The organism is Pedobacter cryoconitis, assembly GCF_001590605.1.
In the GTDB taxonomy this organism is placed as follows: domain Bacteria; phylum Bacteroidota; class Bacteroidia; order Sphingobacteriales; family Sphingobacteriaceae; genus Pedobacter; species Pedobacter cryoconitis_A.
The window spans coordinates 3,732,493-3,748,662 of sequence record NZ_CP014504.1 but is presented as its reverse complement, the minus strand read 5'-3'; the positions used below and the strand labels follow the sequence as shown (position 1 = coordinate 3,748,662).

Here is a 16,170-nt window from a genome sequence, read left to right as displayed (position 1 = left end):
TTAAAAAGGCCTCTTATATTTATAAGAGGCCTCTTCTTTGGTATTCAGCTAATCATTTAATCTATTCAGATAATAACCTGATTTCATGATCACCGATGGTAATCAAACGCTCCTTATAAAGCGCACCAGTTGTTTTCTTGAAAGCTTTTTTGCTGATCTTCAACAGGTCATAAACCTCTTCTGGTGAACTTTTATCACCTAAAGCGATCAGGCCCTGGTTTTCTTCCAGCATTTTGATCAGGACTTCTTTCGTATCCAGAATATGACTATAACCCATAGGCTGTAAACTCAGGTCAATCTTTCCTTCCACTCTAACCTTTTTAATCCAGCCTTTTCTTACTTCTCCAGGATTAAGCTGATCAAATAATTCATTCTGATATAATAAACCTATATACTTATTATCAACAATTGCGTTGTAACCTAAATCACTCCGGTCTGCGATCAATAAACTTACTTCATCACCTTCTTCAAAATTGATTTCTTCCTCTTCCACATAATTCGTTAATCTGGATGAAGCCACCATACGGTCATTGCTATCATCAAGAAAAACATAAACAACGTGTTTATCACCCTTAAACATTGGGCGTTTTTGTTCTTTTTCAGGTACATATACATCTTTATCGATACCGATATCCATGAACACACCATTCTCACCATCTTCAACAACAGTCAGGTAAGCAAAATCGCCTACACAAGCCAGAGGTTTTTGTGTAGTTGCATGAAGCTTTCCATCTTTATGCATATAAATAAAAACATTGATATTATCTCCAATTTCCGCATCCTTAGGAACGTGGTTGTAGGGCAATAGCGCTTCCTTATCGCCATCAGACAGTATTAGTCCTGATTCTGTCTTGTTTATAATTCTTAACTCGTTGTATTGTCCTATCTGTATCATTGGTATTTCTTAATATTCAATCCGCAAAGGTAGCAATATCAGCAAGAATATGAGAACATCTTTACACTCCATGTGTTATAATATATCATTAAACCCTGAGCATAAAACGACATAAAGAATGAACGACCCAATTATTCCTCCATTGAAAACTGCCTTTCCACCAATTGTTGATCAAAACTGTAAGGTACTGTTACTGGGCACTATGCCTGGCGACCGCTCTCTAAGTCTTCAACAATATTACGGTCATGCGGGCAATCATTTCTGGAAATTGATCTATACACTTTTTCAGCAACCCGTTGAAGCAGATTATGAAGCAAGGAAAAGATTCTTGCTCAATCATGGAATTGCACTATGGGATGTGCTGGAATCCTGTACCTGCGAAGGTAGTCTGGATAGTAATATTAAGAATGAAGTAGTCAATGACTTTGCTGCTTTTTACCAACAATATCCCGCTATCACAGAAATATTTTTTGATAGCAGGAAAGCAGAACAATTTTATCTTAAGCACGTAAAGAAAAGTGAGGATAAAAACTATCATTTGTTACCCTCTCCAAGCCGTGCAAATGCTTCAAAAACATTTGAACAAAAGTTGGAGCTGTGGAAAGAGCTTTTGCCTTATGTTAAATTATAAGGAGCAATAATTTAAAGATTTAAATATAAACTCCTTCTTATATTTGCGGTATAAATGAAGGATAAAATCACCAAAAACAAACACAGAATATATCTAAGCCTTTTTTTCTTTATGTCCGGATTCAGTTTTGCGACCTGGGCTTCAAGGATTCCAACTATTAAAATGGCCTTTGGCTTTAATGAAGCTGAACTTGGGACGATTTTACTGGCTATGCCAATTGGTTCTCTAATCGGGCTGCCAATATCGGGCTGGCTGGTTTCTAAATATAACAGCCGTGTTCCCCTTGCTGTCGGCTATGGCTTAAATGCAGTTGCACTGGCGATTATCGGATTTTCTCAAAACACTTTTAGTTTGGTTGTTGCAGTTGTCCTGTTTGCTTTTACGACACGGATTTTTAATATTTCAGTCAATACACAGGCGATTACGCTGCAAAAGCAATTCAGTCAGAAAATTATCGGCTCTTTTCACGGCTTCTGGAGTACAGGCGGGATTGCCGGAGTTGCATTTTCGACATTATTGCTGACTTACAATGTTTCTCTGCACATGCACTTATTGATTGTAGCGCTCCTGTGTTTAGTGATTACCTGTTATTCGTATCAGTTTTTGTTAAAAGGAGACCGGTCTGAAAAAGGTAATAAAATTATTGTAGGCAAGCCTGATCCTTATATTCTATATCTCGGATTTATCATCTTTTTTGCTGCAATATGCGAAGGAGGAATGTTTGACTGGAGTGGGATTTACTTCCAGGAAGTACTCCATGTAGAGATCTTTACTTACGGCTATTTAATTTTCATGACCTTTATGGCTGCCTCCAGGTTCCTGTCCGATCTGATCATTTCAAGAATTGGAATGCCAGCTACCTTTTTGATGTGTGCACTCCTTGTTGTTTCGGGAATTTCGCTCGCTATTATTGTACCGCAGTTCTGGCCTGCTATGATTGGGTTTTCGATGGTTGGCTTTGGTACAGCTGCAGTAGTGCCTATGAGTTATGCTTTAGCAGGTGCTTCCAGCAAATATTCGCCAGGAATGGCTATCTCGATTATTGCCACTTATGCAATTACCGGAATGTTGCTTGGCCCCCCGATTATAGGATACCTTGCGCACGCTTTCGGGCTAAGAGTCGCATTTATTATTTTTGGTTTCAGCGGATTAATGCTGATACCGATTTCGCAGCTATTTTTCAGGTATCAGAAGAAGATGATGGCTATTCCTGAGAAATCACAATAGAAAACCAGTAGAACATAATAGAAAATCAGAGTAGCAGGATAGAAAACCAGTGTAGCAGGATAGAAACCAGTAGAACACAATAGAAAACCAATGTAGCAGACATACTATCATAACTGAATATTTGATAACTATAAAGGATGGACTACCCGTTACAGCGTTAATTTGAACAGTATTGAAGATGCAACAAACTTCCTTAGTTTCCACGAAGGGATGCACTTAGGCTACATTATGGGGCTAAAAAGATTAATCTTAAAAAATATTTGAAGTCATACATAATAATATCAAATTATAAGCGTCTATATATTTGAGAGCGTTAATTTAGATGGCGGGGATACTGCGAGAGTGGGATCCCCGCTTATTTTTCAGACAAAAATCTTTATGGCAAACTTCGCAGAAATTATTAATTCAGCTAAACCAGTATTGGTAGATTTCTCTGCCGAATGGTGTGGTCCTTGTAAAATGATGGCTCCAATTCTGCAGCAACTTAAAGGGATGCTGGGAGACCGGGCAACAATTTTGAAAGTTGACGTCGATAAAAATCAGGCAGTTTCCAGTAAATATCAAATTCAGGGAGTTCCCACTTTAATCCTTTTCAAAAATGGAGAGATCAAATGGAGGCAGTCGGGCGTAATTCCTGCAAATCAGTTACAGGGAATTATAGAAAGACATTTATAGAAAAATACGCATAACGCTTACAATTCTTTAGCCTTGTATCTTCTTAAATCTATGTCTGTAACATAGAAATAACCTTGTGCATTTCCAGATACATTACCTTGTGCATTTACCGGAACACTGGAAAAAAGACCGCTCCAGTCCGTTTCCAGGAAAACATCATAAAGATACCTTGCATATCCTTTGGAAAGAGAGAACTTGTAAATAGTGATCACATCCTGGCTCAGTAAATTAAAATCGCGTTTAAGATTATTCAGTGGATATAAAGAATTAGGCGAACCCAGAAAATGCGTATAGTTATAATATTGTACACCGTCAAATTTTGAAGGGTTCCATACCGGTATCCCTGTGTAATTTATCCACCATTTATTAGGATTCAAATAACCAAAAGTATGTTTTGGTATTGTTCCATCATAAGAACCGCGACTATTGATTTTTACCTTCAATGGTAAAAAGTCATCTACAATATTAACCACCTGCCTTAACGTATCAACTGCTGTATAGGTTTTATTATTATAGGTAATAGTCAATGTATAAGCCTTATTGTAATTTGGACTATTGTTATTAATTGCAGAATATATACCGGGTATTGCTGTTTCTTTAAAGACGATATTCGTTTTACTATCATTTACAATAATGACTGCCTTTGAAATTGCTGCCGGCATTGCGTTTAGTGCTAAAGAAGGTATGCTGAGCTTAATAAACTGATTTTTTGTTAGCGTATTAATCCCCCCTTCAACAGCAAGTTCATATTGACGTTTAGGATGATCAAACGAAATCTTATCATCCTTCTTACAAGCACTGAACGACACTATACAGAAAAACAAAATGAGGAAATAATAATGCGTTTTCATATTAGAGTTTAAAACTGTATGAAACCCACGGAGAAACACCAAATGCATACTCCAGCGAACTTTTCTGATCAATTGAAGAGTCCGTCGTTAAATGATAATACAAAGGGTTTTTTCTATCGTATAAATTATATATTCCTACAGAAAGCGTACTTGATAAAGCTCTTTTTCTGGATAATGGAGTCTGGAAATGATACTGACCTGAAATATCCAATCTACTGAAATCAGGGAATCTGGAAGTATTCCTGCCCTCGTAAATGGGAACATTGATTCCGTCATGCTGATAATAACCGACAGGCAGTGTTAACGGTCTTCCAGTTGCATAAGTGAAAAATGCCTGAACAGAAAATTTAGTGTTGAAAAGATAAGAGGCACTCAGTTTCACCTCATGTGGAATATCATAATTAGCGGCAAACCGGTTTCCGTCATTAATTCCCTGTATCGTCCTGAAAGCCCTTGAATAAGTGTAAGCCAGACTGCCTGTTAACTTTCCAGCTGTTTTACTAATCTCCACTTCAACTCCATAAACATCTGACTTGCCTGCCTTGAGCTGATTTCTGATATCAGGATTCTGAATAATCTGTGCGTGACCAGTTAAATCCAGTTGATTGTGTAATTTCTTATAATACGCACTTAAAGAAAAGAGGAAGCCATTTGGCGAATAATTATATCCTGTTGAAAATAGATCTGAACGTTGTGGGGCAATGGTCGCAGAAGCAGGAACCCAGGGTTCCAGAGAAGAAAATGCCAAAGTACTGTTTTGCACCAGTTGCAGGTACTGAAAACTGCGGTTGTAAGTAATGAACAATCGCTTTTTATCATTTAATAAGTAACTTATATTAACTCTCGGCTCCGGATTGATAAATGTCTTATAATCATTTTGCTTTACCCTGTTTCCCTGTGGATCAAAAACATCAAGACGTTCCTCTGCATTCTGAAACAGTCCAAGGCGCAGGCCATAATTCAGCGTAAAAGAATTGTCAAAGGAAATCTCCTGATTATAATAAACAGCAGCTTCTACAGACTTATCTTTTGCAATGTTAAACTCGTTACTTTCCTTGTTTTTTGTCTGACCGGGTGTAAACTGGTGGTAAGTGGTTAAAATCCCGAATTTAACCAGGTTGACAGGACTGCTGTAGAAAGTATAATCTGCTTTAACAGTTAAGTCCCTTACCCCAGTACTCCATTGACTTTTCTGCGACAAGGTGTCTGAGTTTAAGTCCAGCAGATTGCTATAATTGCTGTAAATTGCTGAAGCATTCATGAACAATCTGGAATTAAAAATATGGTTCCATCTTAAAGTAGAGGTCAGGTTGCCCCAGTCATTGCGGAATGAGTTTTCTGAAAGCAGTCTGTCCTGACCAGCATAGACCGAATAAAACACACTATTGTTTTTATTGATCCTATAGTTTGCCTTGGCATTGATATCGTAATAAATTGAATTCGGGTTGAATAATTTAAACTTGCTTCTGAAAACATCAAGCAAACTTCTTCTGACGGCAAAAATAAATGACCCTTTATCCTTAACGATCGGGCCTTCTGCTGAAATCCGGGCAGATAACATATTAATCCCCCCGTTGACGTGAAATTCCTTGTTATTACCTTCAGCCATACGGTTAACAATAACAGCAGAAAGCCTTCCACCATAATTAGCTGGAATGTAATCTTTATAGACTTGTATATTGTTGATGGCATCCGGATTGAAAACAGAAACCAAACCATACAGATGTGAAGGATTATAAACCACTGCTTCATCCAGTAAAATCAGATTCTGATCTGAATTACCACCCCGGATAAATAAGCCTGAACTTCCTTCAGAAATCGTTTTTATACCATTCTGCATCTGTAAAGCCTTGATGACATCAGTTTCACCAGCATAATAAGTTTTCATATCTAACGCTGCAGGACTGTAATCCTGTTGATTCTGTAAGATTGAATTTGGTGTAACTGTTTGTTTGATCTCTACTTCAGGCAGTGAATTGGTTTGTGCAGACAACTCGGCTTCCAGCGCTGTGTTTTCAGTCAGGTGAATAGTTTTTAGCTGTGTTTCGTAACCCAGATTAGAAATCAGTACTTCATAATTCCCTTTAGGGACACTTAGTGAATAAAAACCATATTGATTAGTGACTACGCCCACCTTAAGCTTTGGAATAAATAAAGTAGCACCAATTAATTCTTCCCCATCTTCCTTATTACGTATATGCCCATGAATCGTACAGATATTGGATCTTGATTTTGTAATTACGATGTTGTTCCCAATCAGATTAAATGTTAAGGAAGTGCCCTTGAAAACCTTTTTCAAGACCGAGGACATGGGTGTATTTACGAAATGCATATCAGCTATCTGGTAGGCTCCGAGTAAATCAGACTCATAAGAAAAAGTTACTGCATAATTTGCCTGCAACTTAGAAAGGACACTGACTAGAGAACCAGTCTTCAAATCAATACTTACCTGCTGTTCGAGGATTGTTTTTTCTTGCGCACAAAGCCTGCCTGTATGCAATAAACATACAGAAAGAAGTAATGCAAAAACCTTATTTAACATACATCATTGACCAGGGAATAGAAGTGGGGGTGGAAATTTAGTTATTTTTCGGCTAAAATATAACTTCCTTCTTCATTAATAACCTGACATTGTAAAGTTGCAGCAATAACTTTTAAAGCACTATCAGGTGTTTGATAGTGTAAATGCGCGGTTAACTTGCGGTTTTCAAGGCTGTCCCCATCAATCGTAATCGAGTTTTTATAAACCCGGCTTAGTTGTTTAACGACTTCATTAAGAGGTGTTTCTGTGAAGATAAACTCTTTATTTAACCATGATTTATAATTGATGTCTGTATTTTTTTCAGCGGTGAGTTTTCCTGTGGCAGAAGAATAACGGCCTGTTGTTCCAACGCTCAGCAGTACGGATTTTGAGGCTAACGGCTGCTGTAAGGCAACTTGTCCCTCCTCAACAGTCAATACAATATCACGGTTACGTTTAGCAATGTTAAAACTTGTACCCAGATCCAAAGCATGTACATCGCCCAGATCTATCAGAAAAGGATATTTAGTCTGATGAATAACTTTAACAAAAATTTCTCCATTTAACAACTGAACTCTTCTGTTTGTCTTGAAACTACCAGCAGCATATTTTATCGTTGCGCCACTATTCAGCTGTATTGAGGTGCCATCAGGCAATGTGATCATTTTTGCAGTAGCACTCTGTTCATTGCTAACCACTGTATAAGTATTCTTATTGATGAAATAATAACTTAAAGAGACAACAAGCAGTACCGATGCAGCAATGCCAAACCATATTCTGGTATGCTTATTTCTTTCTTTTTGTTTCCATGTATATTCCAGGTTATCAATTTTATAGTCCAGACTTTCCCAGGAAGATTCGGTTGCATAAGGTTCTGTATGGTATAGTTGATTGATATTTTGCTCTACTTGAACAAATCCCTGGTATGTCTTCTCATTCTGGTCACTTGCAGCCCTCCAGTTTTCCAGCAGGATCTTATGCGCAGGACTGATAGTCTCTTCGAGATCGTCAAGAATCAAGGAATAAATAAACTGTTCGTTACTTTCAAATGCTTTCATAGTATAGTTTGTACTGGCGCTAATATTTATAAAGTATCAGAAGCAGCAATAATAAATTTTGCTGTTGTTTTTCCAATAGTTCTCTCAATTTCTGGAAACCGTAAGTCAAATGATTTTTAACTGTTTTAATTGATATATTCATTTGTTTTGCGATTTCCTGTTGTTTTAATTTTCCAAAACGGCTTAAATACATTACCTCCCTGCATTTTGGAGGCAAAATAGCCATTGCATCCTCCAGGCTGTTCAGCAAAGATTCTTTTTTGTCCCGCTGTTCATTTTCAATATCCGGATCACTCTCCACTACCAGGTAAGCATTTTGCTTTCCGTTATTAATTTTCTCTTTCTTAATGAAGTTCAGAGAAGAGTTAATTACTGCTCTGGACAAATAGCTTTTAATGGAATACTGAACATTAAGCTGTCCGGCTATTTTCCAGATCGTCAGAAACACATCATGTACAATTTCCTCCGCAACCGGTGCCTGTCCAACATAACGGTAAGCCAGTGCAAACAACTGTCTGTAATGCTGCTTATACAGTTTTTCAAAGGCCTTTCGATCATGCGTTTTCAGCGCGGCGATCAATGCCCGTTCTTCATCCGGAAGAGAGTGTTTTTGTTCCTCGCTCATCCGGCCACTATTTTTGCTTTAAGGTCAGTCCTCCTGAAATATCAGGAGTATCAGACACTGTATTCATGGCTACAAACCAAAGTCCTTTTAATAGATTTCGTTCCTGCAGGGGGTTTAAATTCAGCCTGCCGGTAATTTCCAATGTGGAGATTTGTCCATCGCTTTTGTATATCTCCTTAACCAGTTCTCCAACTGATCCCTTGGTCCCGCTTCTGAGCGTGATGATTGTGGGTGCAATTTTCTCAAAATTAAGTGTGTAGGTCAATTGCTTAGTACCTTCATCGTATGTCCCTTTTAAAATACCTGTGCCTTCGGCATTTGTATTTGTTCCTTTTTTATCAATTCTGGCTATAATGATATAACTTTTTACTGGCGGGTTAATTTTCGTTTCCCCAGTCGGTGACACTTTCTTGCAGGATGTCTGCAATACGGTCATCAAAATTAAAATCGTCCCTAAAACCTTATGTAAGCTTGATTTTCTAACCCTCATTCCATTTAATACAGGAGGCTAAAGTACTAATTATAGCTTAAACGAATTGTTAATTAAATCTAAATGTTCTCCTGCTGAGGAATCCATATTCCAAAGAGCGTTTACTGTGAAAATTCTTGTAGTAACCCAATACTGTAAATAAGACATATTTTCTCATCTTTAGTTTAATCCAAATATTATCTTCTGATAATTCATGGGCAGTTTTTTCGGCATTAACTTTATAAATTTCTGCTTCCGCAATTGAAAGCGCTTTGGTATATGGTTTATAAATGTGCCTGGCTACCTTACGATGCAAAAAATAACCCGGCGAAGATAAGCGGTAAGCATCACCTGTAATATACTGAAAGTCATGGAAATGATAAAAAACAAGATTAAAAAAAGCCTGTGTACCTAGTTCTTTGCCCTTAACCTGCTTCTCTTTAGTCGCAAATTCATATTGCTGTACATTCCACGGTGCAACTCCGCCTCCAATATTTTTCAGTACATGGACAGTATCAAAACGGGTAGTCCAATCATCAAGATACTTCTGATCACCAAATTTATTATCTTCGAAACGATTATAACACCATTCCATACAAGCATCAACCCACCAGTTCAATACCTCCATACCTGCTGGTGTATTTTTAAAAGTCATGAATTGTACACAATAAATACCGCTAGTCATCGATTGATCATAACGTGGAGTATATCTGTGTGGGGTGATCAACACTGATTTTTCGCCCATTTCATCAATTAGACAAGCTGGATTACTAAAAAACAAAAGGTCTGCATCAATATAAGTACAATGATCCAAAGCATATTTTTCCATACAATATTTAATGGTAGAAGATGCACAAGTCCAACAATATTCCCCTGCAGTGCGGTCGTCTTTTATGGCCAGTAACCGATCATTTTCAAAGGTATATAAACTGATAATACTTGCATTTTTTAATGCCATTTTTGTAAGCACGTCAAAGCAATAGTCATCAAAAGCGAAAATATACAAATGGAAATCCTCAGCGTGCTGCGCTAGAGAATTGTACATTGCAATTCCGCGGGAAAGGTAAGTTGTATTAAATAAAGTGCAAAATTTAAGCATGTTTTGATTTATTTACGAAGTAAAATCCTTTGTTATAGCCAGTTGGTTGCTGGTCGATAGAGAGCACCGCTTCTCCCTCTACATAAGAAGGGAATTCGCAGATCTTGTTGTAATTGTCAGTGAAATGATTTAAAAAATTATCTTCCTGAAAAAACCAGGACGGATAAGCCGCTTTATAAATTTCAGGTGGTACAATTTGTAAAGTGAGCCGGTCTTGCTTGCCTTGATGAAAAGCAGTGCGGTCAAAAATCAGAAAATCGAAATTGTAGGCAGCTAACTTTTTAAGGAAGAGATGTGGTTCTGGAAGATATTGAACCGAGCCTGACAGTAAAACCAAATCTGGTTTCTGAACTTGCATACAGGCCTCAATAGATGAATAAAATTTTAAATGGTCATCTTCAAAATGTTCTTTTCCGGCAGTTACATAATGTTCCTGCTCTACAATATTCCAGCTGGCACAAATGGCCGGTCCGGCCATGCGCTTAGTCTGAAAATAGGTGCTGCCCAATGAACCGCCAAAATCAATAATGTGAAGGGGCCTTTGTAGTAAGGCTGCGCTTTTGAATAGACAAGTTAATAAGGGGAATGGATGTTCTATTTTGTCGAACAGCACTGAATCCCGTTCGTAAATGGCAGTACCATTTTTAACTTGTAATAAGGCATCTCTGGTTTTATCCAATATGCTGACCTCGCTATAGCCGCCTATAGAATCGGTTAAATCGTTCCAATTGGAATAGTTTCCAGACCAGCCGTAAGATGGCTTTTTAAATTTAGAAGAAAATAATTTGAACATTACAGGTTTTGAATAATCGATTTTTCATATGCATGACAACCGGTTGTTCAAAAAGTCCTATATGGAATTCAGAATTATTTTTTAAAGATGGTGCTGGATCAGGGTAATCTCAAAAGTAGTACCGGTCCCGATTTCCGAATGAATGTTGAAATTTCCATGTAAGCTATTCACAAGGTGCTTAACCAATGATAATCCGAATCCGTAGCCTTTTTCGCCAACGGTACCGTCCGTAGTGGCAGTTTTTCCTTCCATGATACAATTGATTGTATCTTCATTCATTCCCACACCAGAATCTTCAACTTTGATCTTTAATTTATACTGACTAACATCAATTTCAAGATCAAGGTTTACTGTTACCGTACCATCTTGTGGTGTAAATTTCATCGCATTGGAGATCAGATTTCCTGTAATCTGGAGCAACTTATTTTTAATGAAAGCAATGTGTTCATTTTTTTCGTTGATATTAATCTGAAAAGTGATGTTTTTGTTCAACGACTGCGGCAAATACAACCGTTCCAATTTCTCCTTGAATACCAGTAGATTAAATTCGTCACCATTTAATGCAGACGTTTTTCCTTCGGTCAGAATTTCATCCGCAAGTTCAAGTACAGACCTGCCACTTTTATGGATCATAGCGATAAACTCCAATACCTCATCCAGGTTATTGTTATTGCCCTGTTCTGCAATAACTGCAGCCAGGCCAACAATGCCAGCAATAGGGCCACGGATGTCGTGTGCTACCTTTTTCTGAGTTTCCCTGACCTCTTCTAACCGATGTTTAAGACCAGCAATAGCCTTTAATGCTTTTAATCTGTTAACCACTTCATCAGCTACAATTTTAAGCAACTCAATCTTTTCAGGGCTTAGTTCTCTCAGGTTTTTATCCAGTACGCAAAGTGAACCGATATGAACCCCTTCAGAAGTCGTTAAAGGAACACCAAAATAATAGCGCAGATTCGGTGGCCCGCTCATAGCTGGAAATTCTTTAAAACGGTCGTCAGCCGACATGTCAGGGACTTCAAAGTATTCCTCTGTAGACGACAATGATACTGTATATTGACAGACAGTCTCTTCCCTGGGACTTTGAACTATATCATCAAGCCCGTAACTGGAATAAGTCCACTGTGTAAAAGTATCAATTAAATTAACCAGAGATATTTCCGTACCGGCAATCTTAGCCGCCAAATGAGCCAGATCTTTGAAATTGTTCTCCATAGAGGAATAGTCAATGTCAAATTCTGCCAGACTTAATATACGTTCCTGCTCATTTTCAGGTGTAGGGTTCTGAAACATCTTCATGCAATACTGTTTATGAATTTCGGTTTAACCTGCTGATTAATTCTGCACTCTGTAACCTGCCTTGTTCCAATCTGTCATTAAAGAAGTTTTTGGTCTGGTCAAAATGTTGTTTATAACCATTTATATCTCCATAACCAATAATGGACGACCATTCTCTTACCGAAGAGTGGAATTCAAGATCGTCCGCCCGGATCTGCTTGTCATAAAGGGCAGCCACAATAGATTCTTCCAATAATTCTTCGTTTCTAAACAGATATTCTACAATTCCAAGACGTAAACGAAAGGGAGGGGTCTGACAAATCAGGTTGTCATATGGATTGATTTTTAAATGGTACCAGGCATCTGCCATACTCAACAAGCTCAAATGTGAATTTGGTGTATGTGGTGATCCGGTCCCTGATAGCGAAAATTCCTTCATGATCTGGTTGTCCAGCAGCAGGAACTGCTTGTCATCGGGAAAAAGGTAATGCTTAACCTCTTTAATGCGTTGGCGGAATTCGTCTTCTTTCTCCATAATCATCAGCTTGAACAACTCTGATTCTGATTGTGCATAGCGCTTGATCTGATGACGCGCGTAAGGGTTCATGATCGCCAAACCTGCATAGATATGGGATTTGTAACTGAAAATCCGCAGCATCGTCAAAATTTTTACATTATCTATTCCACCAAGGTAGGATGGATTCTCCCATGGAAAAAATCCAGCTTCTTTCCATGCGGTACCCATACTTTCAAAACCCATATGGGTTACTGCCTGTGTATCAGCTACAATTTTATCGTGTTCATGGTAATCTTTCATCTCTACAATGTCAGAACCTAAAACCTCAAGCAAGCCAGTCATCCGGGTATAAGCATCCGCATCACAACGGTGTGGAATCACAATTAATGTTTGTCCTTTAGGGTCAAAACCAGGCCCATGTAAAGAATGGCAAGTAATAATATTAACGTCCCCAGGTAAATATTTCTCAAAAGCGGCAATCTCAGGATGTTTTACGGAGGTTTGACCAGCAACGATAGCACCATATTTGGTAGAAGCGCCATAAAGTGCGACTACTTCTTCTATTTTTTCCGCTTCTACAGCATAAAATATCACGTCACATTTACGCGATACTGCATTTCCATCAATTAATATTTCTATACCTAAAGGAGACAATTCCTCCTCAAGCTTTTCTCTGAAGACCGGGAGGTCTGCACCGCAAACCTGATGCCCTGCTTTAGCAAAATGTTTTGCATAAAGTTTGCCCATGTCTCCCAGGCCAATAATTCCTATATCCATCTCTATATTATATATGGCAAATAAGCGAAATTCTATTGGAAAAGGAATGATTATCATCAATTTTATCACAACAGTAACGGTAATAATTATTTGTAAATTTTTGTAATCATTTATATTTGTACCTTATTTATCTGTCAAAACTTTTATAGGATAAATAAGATATTCAGTATGGATCAAAAACAAAACGAGGTTAAAATTATTCAGGCTTCCCGCGAAAATTCGAATGCTGCTATTCTTAAAGGAGATGCGGCTGGGGTTGCACAGTACTGGATGGATGATATTATTGTTATTTCTGGCGAAGGTGGACAGTATGCAGGGAAAAAACTGCTGTTAAAAGTGTTTACAGAAATGTTCCAGGAAGACCGGCCTGTTTTTGAGCGGGTACCTTCAGTGATTACAATAGGAGATAGTGGCGTACTGGCTTGGGAAACAGGGGAGTGGAATTATAAAACAGAAAAATTCAGAGGTAACTATTCGGCCATGTGGCGAAAAATCAAGGGAAAATGGCTAACGCAATCTGAACTTTTTGTATCGCTGGATTAGCACAGAGAGGATTTAATAACAATTATAAACACCCCATGCTTACTATTCAGAATTTTTACGCTCTGGAATGTCTCAGATGTTCCTGCTAAAACCGGCGATTGATAGCTGTTTTCAATTGTTTAAAAAGTTTTGATGCTATACTTTTAGGACGTTGGGGCCTGTTAAATGATAAGTTTCTCAGGAAATCTGTAAATGCACGATAAGCTTCCGGATCAGCAATAATTTCAGTTTCTACAGCTAATGGAGATAAAGACAATGTGACGTCATAACTGTTGCTTTCTCCGCAATGTGTTCCACTGGCATCATGACCAATGTTTTTCACCAGAGACTGACCAGGATAGAGTGTTAGTTTTTCTGCAATAAACATAGAAGCATACCATCTGATATCCCAATGTGTAGTATTGCCGGTTGCCTGTTGTTCCAATGCTTTGACATAAGGGTAGGTATTGTCAAAATCAAATTCTTTCTGAAGTCCTTGTGTTAAGATTTTCTCCAATAATTTAGCACCATCGTGTTCAAACAAGTCCCAGGCCCTCTTCCAGGTCGCCCAGCCCCAGCAATCAGCACCCTTTATAAAGAAGATTTCTTTTAGTCCCTGTGCAATAGGATAGACATATCCATGTATTGAAGCAACTTCATCTTTATTTTCATAAAAATCCAGCGCCTCATTCATAAATTTTAAAAACCAGGGTGAAGTGACCAGATCATCCTCAAGTACTATAGCTTTACCATGTTCATTGATCACCTCAGTAACGCCAAGAATGGTATTCTCATCGACCCCCAGATTAGTTTCACGTAAACAGATGTGGACACTTTTAAAACCGGTTATAGTGGTCAGATAGCTTCTAAGCGCATTAACAAGAGGTATAGCATCCGCATTTTTTGCAGCATCCGAATAGATATACAATTCACTTTCTGCTGACAACATATTTTCCTTTAGAGCTGCTATAACCTGCTGTGTATGTGCTAAACGATTATACACAAAAAGGATGATCGGGGCTATAGTGGTCATTGTATTTTTTTTACGAATTTAAAAAAAATACTATTGACTCATTAACAGGTTTAGCATTTCCTTAACTTCTTCCAGTTCCTGTTCCAGTTTAATGACCCTGTTTTCCAGATCCGGAGCAGATTGCTGATTGAGTTCAGGTTCAGGACTTTCTTCTTCCCTCAGATCACCTCCAAATAAATGTTTATACCTGGCTTCTTTTTGCCCTGGTTTTTTAGGCAGGTTTTTAACATACACAGGTTCTTCTGTTGCTAATTTATGTAAGATTTCCTGAACTTCTTCGATGGTTTCAAACTCATATAGTCTTGCTGCATTCGTGTTGATTTCGCCAGGAGTTAAGGGCCCGCGTAAAAGCAATAAACAAATTACTGCCAGCTCGGCCGGGATCAGGGGATATACAATAGCAAGATTGTGTTTATATTTGGTGCTCCTGCTGCTCCCACCCATAGCTGTACTGGTCAGACCTTTAATTTTTAAAGTATTTAAGGTAAGTGTGACAGTTTCTTCATCGTAGTTTACAATAGGATTTCTTGATGTTTTCTGATTACAAGCAGTGGTCAACGCAGAAATAGTCATCGGATAATAGTCTGGTGTAGTTCTGCTTTTTTCGATTAACACACCCAAAACGCGCTGTTCTGCTGCGTTTAATAAAATTAAAGGCTGATTATTTTCCATGTAATAAATATAGAAGATGCTGCTAATATTTGATGCAGAAATTATTAAAATATATCCTTAACGAAGGACATATGTCTCCAATTTGTATGCTAAATCATTTTTATACCAAAAAATACTTCGATTGTTTATCATTTTTATAAAAAAGTTATATCTTTATTTCAATCAAGTTTAAAACGCTCTATAGTTATAATTCGCTCTCAAATGTTTGAATTATCACTCATGTTTTTCATTTGAATTCTATTAAGCTATAATAGATGAATTTTAAAAATATGCAGTTCAATAACTGCGCAAAGAAATAAGCTTCGGCTTATAAATAGGTAGTTAATAAAAAAAATGCTGATGGATGTCAGCATTTTTCTTTGGTACCTGTCTCCTCATATTGTAGCATTATTCCACAGTGTTTTTCATAGGATAAAATGTTAGTTTACTGATTTTCAGTTTGTTGATTTGTGTGCCGGTTTATGGCATTATTATGAAACTATACTATTCAGATTAAATAACTGAATTATACACAACAGTAGCGAAAT

The 16,170-nt window shown here is 37.7% G+C and carries 16 protein-coding genes; 4 read left to right on the top strand and 12 right to left on the bottom strand.

Translation table 11 applies throughout. The annotated features are described in order from the left end of the window. Nucleotides 1-61: 61 nt before the first annotated feature. Nucleotides 62-895, bottom strand: a complete 834-nt coding sequence (locus tag AY601_RS15430; protein WP_068402653.1) for a S1 RNA-binding domain-containing protein — start codon at nucleotides 893-895, stop codon at nucleotides 62-64. 118 nt (nucleotides 896-1,013) lie between these two features. Between AY601_RS15430 and AY601_RS15425 the strand changes: the two genes are divergently transcribed. The 3 genes from AY601_RS15425 to trxA all read left to right on the top strand — a co-directional run bounded on the left by AY601_RS15425 (nucleotide 1,014) and on the right by trxA (nucleotide 3,428). After that, nucleotides 1,014-1,526, top strand: coding sequence for a DNA-deoxyinosine glycosylase (locus AY601_RS15425; protein WP_068402651.1), 513 nt, complete (start codon nucleotides 1,014-1,016; stop codon nucleotides 1,524-1,526). Nucleotides 1,527-1,580: 54 nt separating this feature from the next. After that, nucleotides 1,581-2,753: an MFS transporter gene (locus AY601_RS15420; RefSeq protein ID WP_084359310.1), complete on the top strand. Its 1,173-nt coding sequence runs from the start codon at nucleotides 1,581-1,583 to the stop codon at nucleotides 2,751-2,753. Nucleotides 2,754-3,131: 378 nt separating this feature from the next. Further along, nucleotides 3,132-3,428, top strand: a complete 297-nt coding sequence (trxA, locus tag AY601_RS15415; protein WP_068402649.1) for a thioredoxin — start codon at nucleotides 3,132-3,134, stop codon at nucleotides 3,426-3,428. Between the two features lie 17 nt (nucleotides 3,429-3,445). Here trxA and AY601_RS15410 read toward each other — a convergent pair whose 3' ends face one another. The 9 genes from AY601_RS15410 to AY601_RS15370 form a co-directional block, all read right to left on the bottom strand. Beyond that, nucleotides 3,446-4,279, bottom strand: coding sequence for a hypothetical protein (locus AY601_RS15410; RefSeq protein ID WP_084359308.1), 834 nt, complete (start codon nucleotides 4,277-4,279; stop codon nucleotides 3,446-3,448). Nucleotide 4,280: 1 nt separating this feature from the next. Then, nucleotides 4,281-6,821: a TonB-dependent receptor gene (locus AY601_RS15405; protein ID WP_068402645.1), complete on the bottom strand. Its 2,541-nt coding sequence runs from the start codon at nucleotides 6,819-6,821 to the stop codon at nucleotides 4,281-4,283. Between the two features lie 41 nt (nucleotides 6,822-6,862). Then, nucleotides 6,863-7,858, bottom strand: a complete 996-nt coding sequence (locus AY601_RS15400; protein ID WP_068402643.1) for a FecR family protein — start codon at nucleotides 7,856-7,858, stop codon at nucleotides 6,863-6,865. A 19-nt stretch (nucleotides 7,859-7,877) separates the two neighbouring features. Beyond that, nucleotides 7,878-8,483 (bottom strand): RNA polymerase sigma factor, encoded by a 606-nt coding sequence (locus tag AY601_RS15395; protein WP_068402642.1) that lies wholly within the window; start codon nucleotides 8,481-8,483, stop codon nucleotides 7,878-7,880. A gap of 7 nt (nucleotides 8,484-8,490) precedes the next feature. Continuing rightward, nucleotides 8,491-8,973, bottom strand: coding sequence for a CHRD domain-containing protein (locus AY601_RS15390; protein ID WP_068402640.1), 483 nt, complete (start codon nucleotides 8,971-8,973; stop codon nucleotides 8,491-8,493). A 49-nt stretch (nucleotides 8,974-9,022) separates the two neighbouring features. After that, nucleotides 9,023-10,051, bottom strand: a complete 1,029-nt coding sequence (locus AY601_RS15385; protein WP_068402638.1) for a glycosyl transferase — start codon at nucleotides 10,049-10,051, stop codon at nucleotides 9,023-9,025. Continuing rightward, the gene (locus tag AY601_RS15380; RefSeq protein WP_068402635.1) at nucleotides 10,044-10,844 is read right to left on the bottom strand and encodes a methyltransferase, TIGR04325 family; all 801 of its coding nucleotides are present in this window, start codon (nucleotides 10,842-10,844) and stop codon (nucleotides 10,044-10,046) included. The genes AY601_RS15385 and AY601_RS15380 overlap by 8 nt, the downstream gene beginning before the upstream one ends. 81 nt (nucleotides 10,845-10,925) lie before the next feature. Further along, nucleotides 10,926-12,143, bottom strand: coding sequence for a GAF domain-containing sensor histidine kinase (locus AY601_RS15375; protein WP_068402633.1), 1,218 nt, complete (start codon nucleotides 12,141-12,143; stop codon nucleotides 10,926-10,928). A gap of 10 nt (nucleotides 12,144-12,153) precedes the next feature. After that, a complete protein-coding gene (locus tag AY601_RS15370) occupies nucleotides 12,154-13,416 on the bottom strand; it encodes a prephenate dehydrogenase (protein ID WP_068407606.1) in 1,263 nt (420 codons plus the stop codon). A gap of 168 nt (nucleotides 13,417-13,584) precedes the next feature. Between AY601_RS15370 and AY601_RS15365 the strand changes: the two genes are divergently transcribed. Continuing rightward, nucleotides 13,585-13,959 (top strand): YybH family protein, encoded by a 375-nt coding sequence (locus tag AY601_RS15365; RefSeq protein ID WP_068402631.1) that lies wholly within the window; start codon nucleotides 13,585-13,587, stop codon nucleotides 13,957-13,959. Between the two features lie 85 nt (nucleotides 13,960-14,044). Here AY601_RS15365 and AY601_RS15360 read toward each other — a convergent pair whose 3' ends face one another. Both AY601_RS15360 and AY601_RS15355 read right to left on the bottom strand, forming a co-directional pair. Further along, on the bottom strand, nucleotides 14,045-14,971 hold the full coding sequence (locus AY601_RS15360) for a glycosyl transferase (RefSeq protein WP_068402629.1): 927 nt from the start codon (nucleotides 14,969-14,971) through the stop codon (nucleotides 14,045-14,047). A gap of 30 nt (nucleotides 14,972-15,001) precedes the next feature. Further along, nucleotides 15,002-15,643 carry a YceH family protein gene (locus tag AY601_RS15355; RefSeq protein WP_068402627.1) on the bottom strand — a complete coding sequence of 214 codons (642 nt, stop codon included), beginning with the start codon at nucleotides 15,641-15,643 and terminating at the stop codon, nucleotides 15,002-15,004. Between the last annotated feature and the right edge of the window lie 527 nt (nucleotides 15,644-16,170).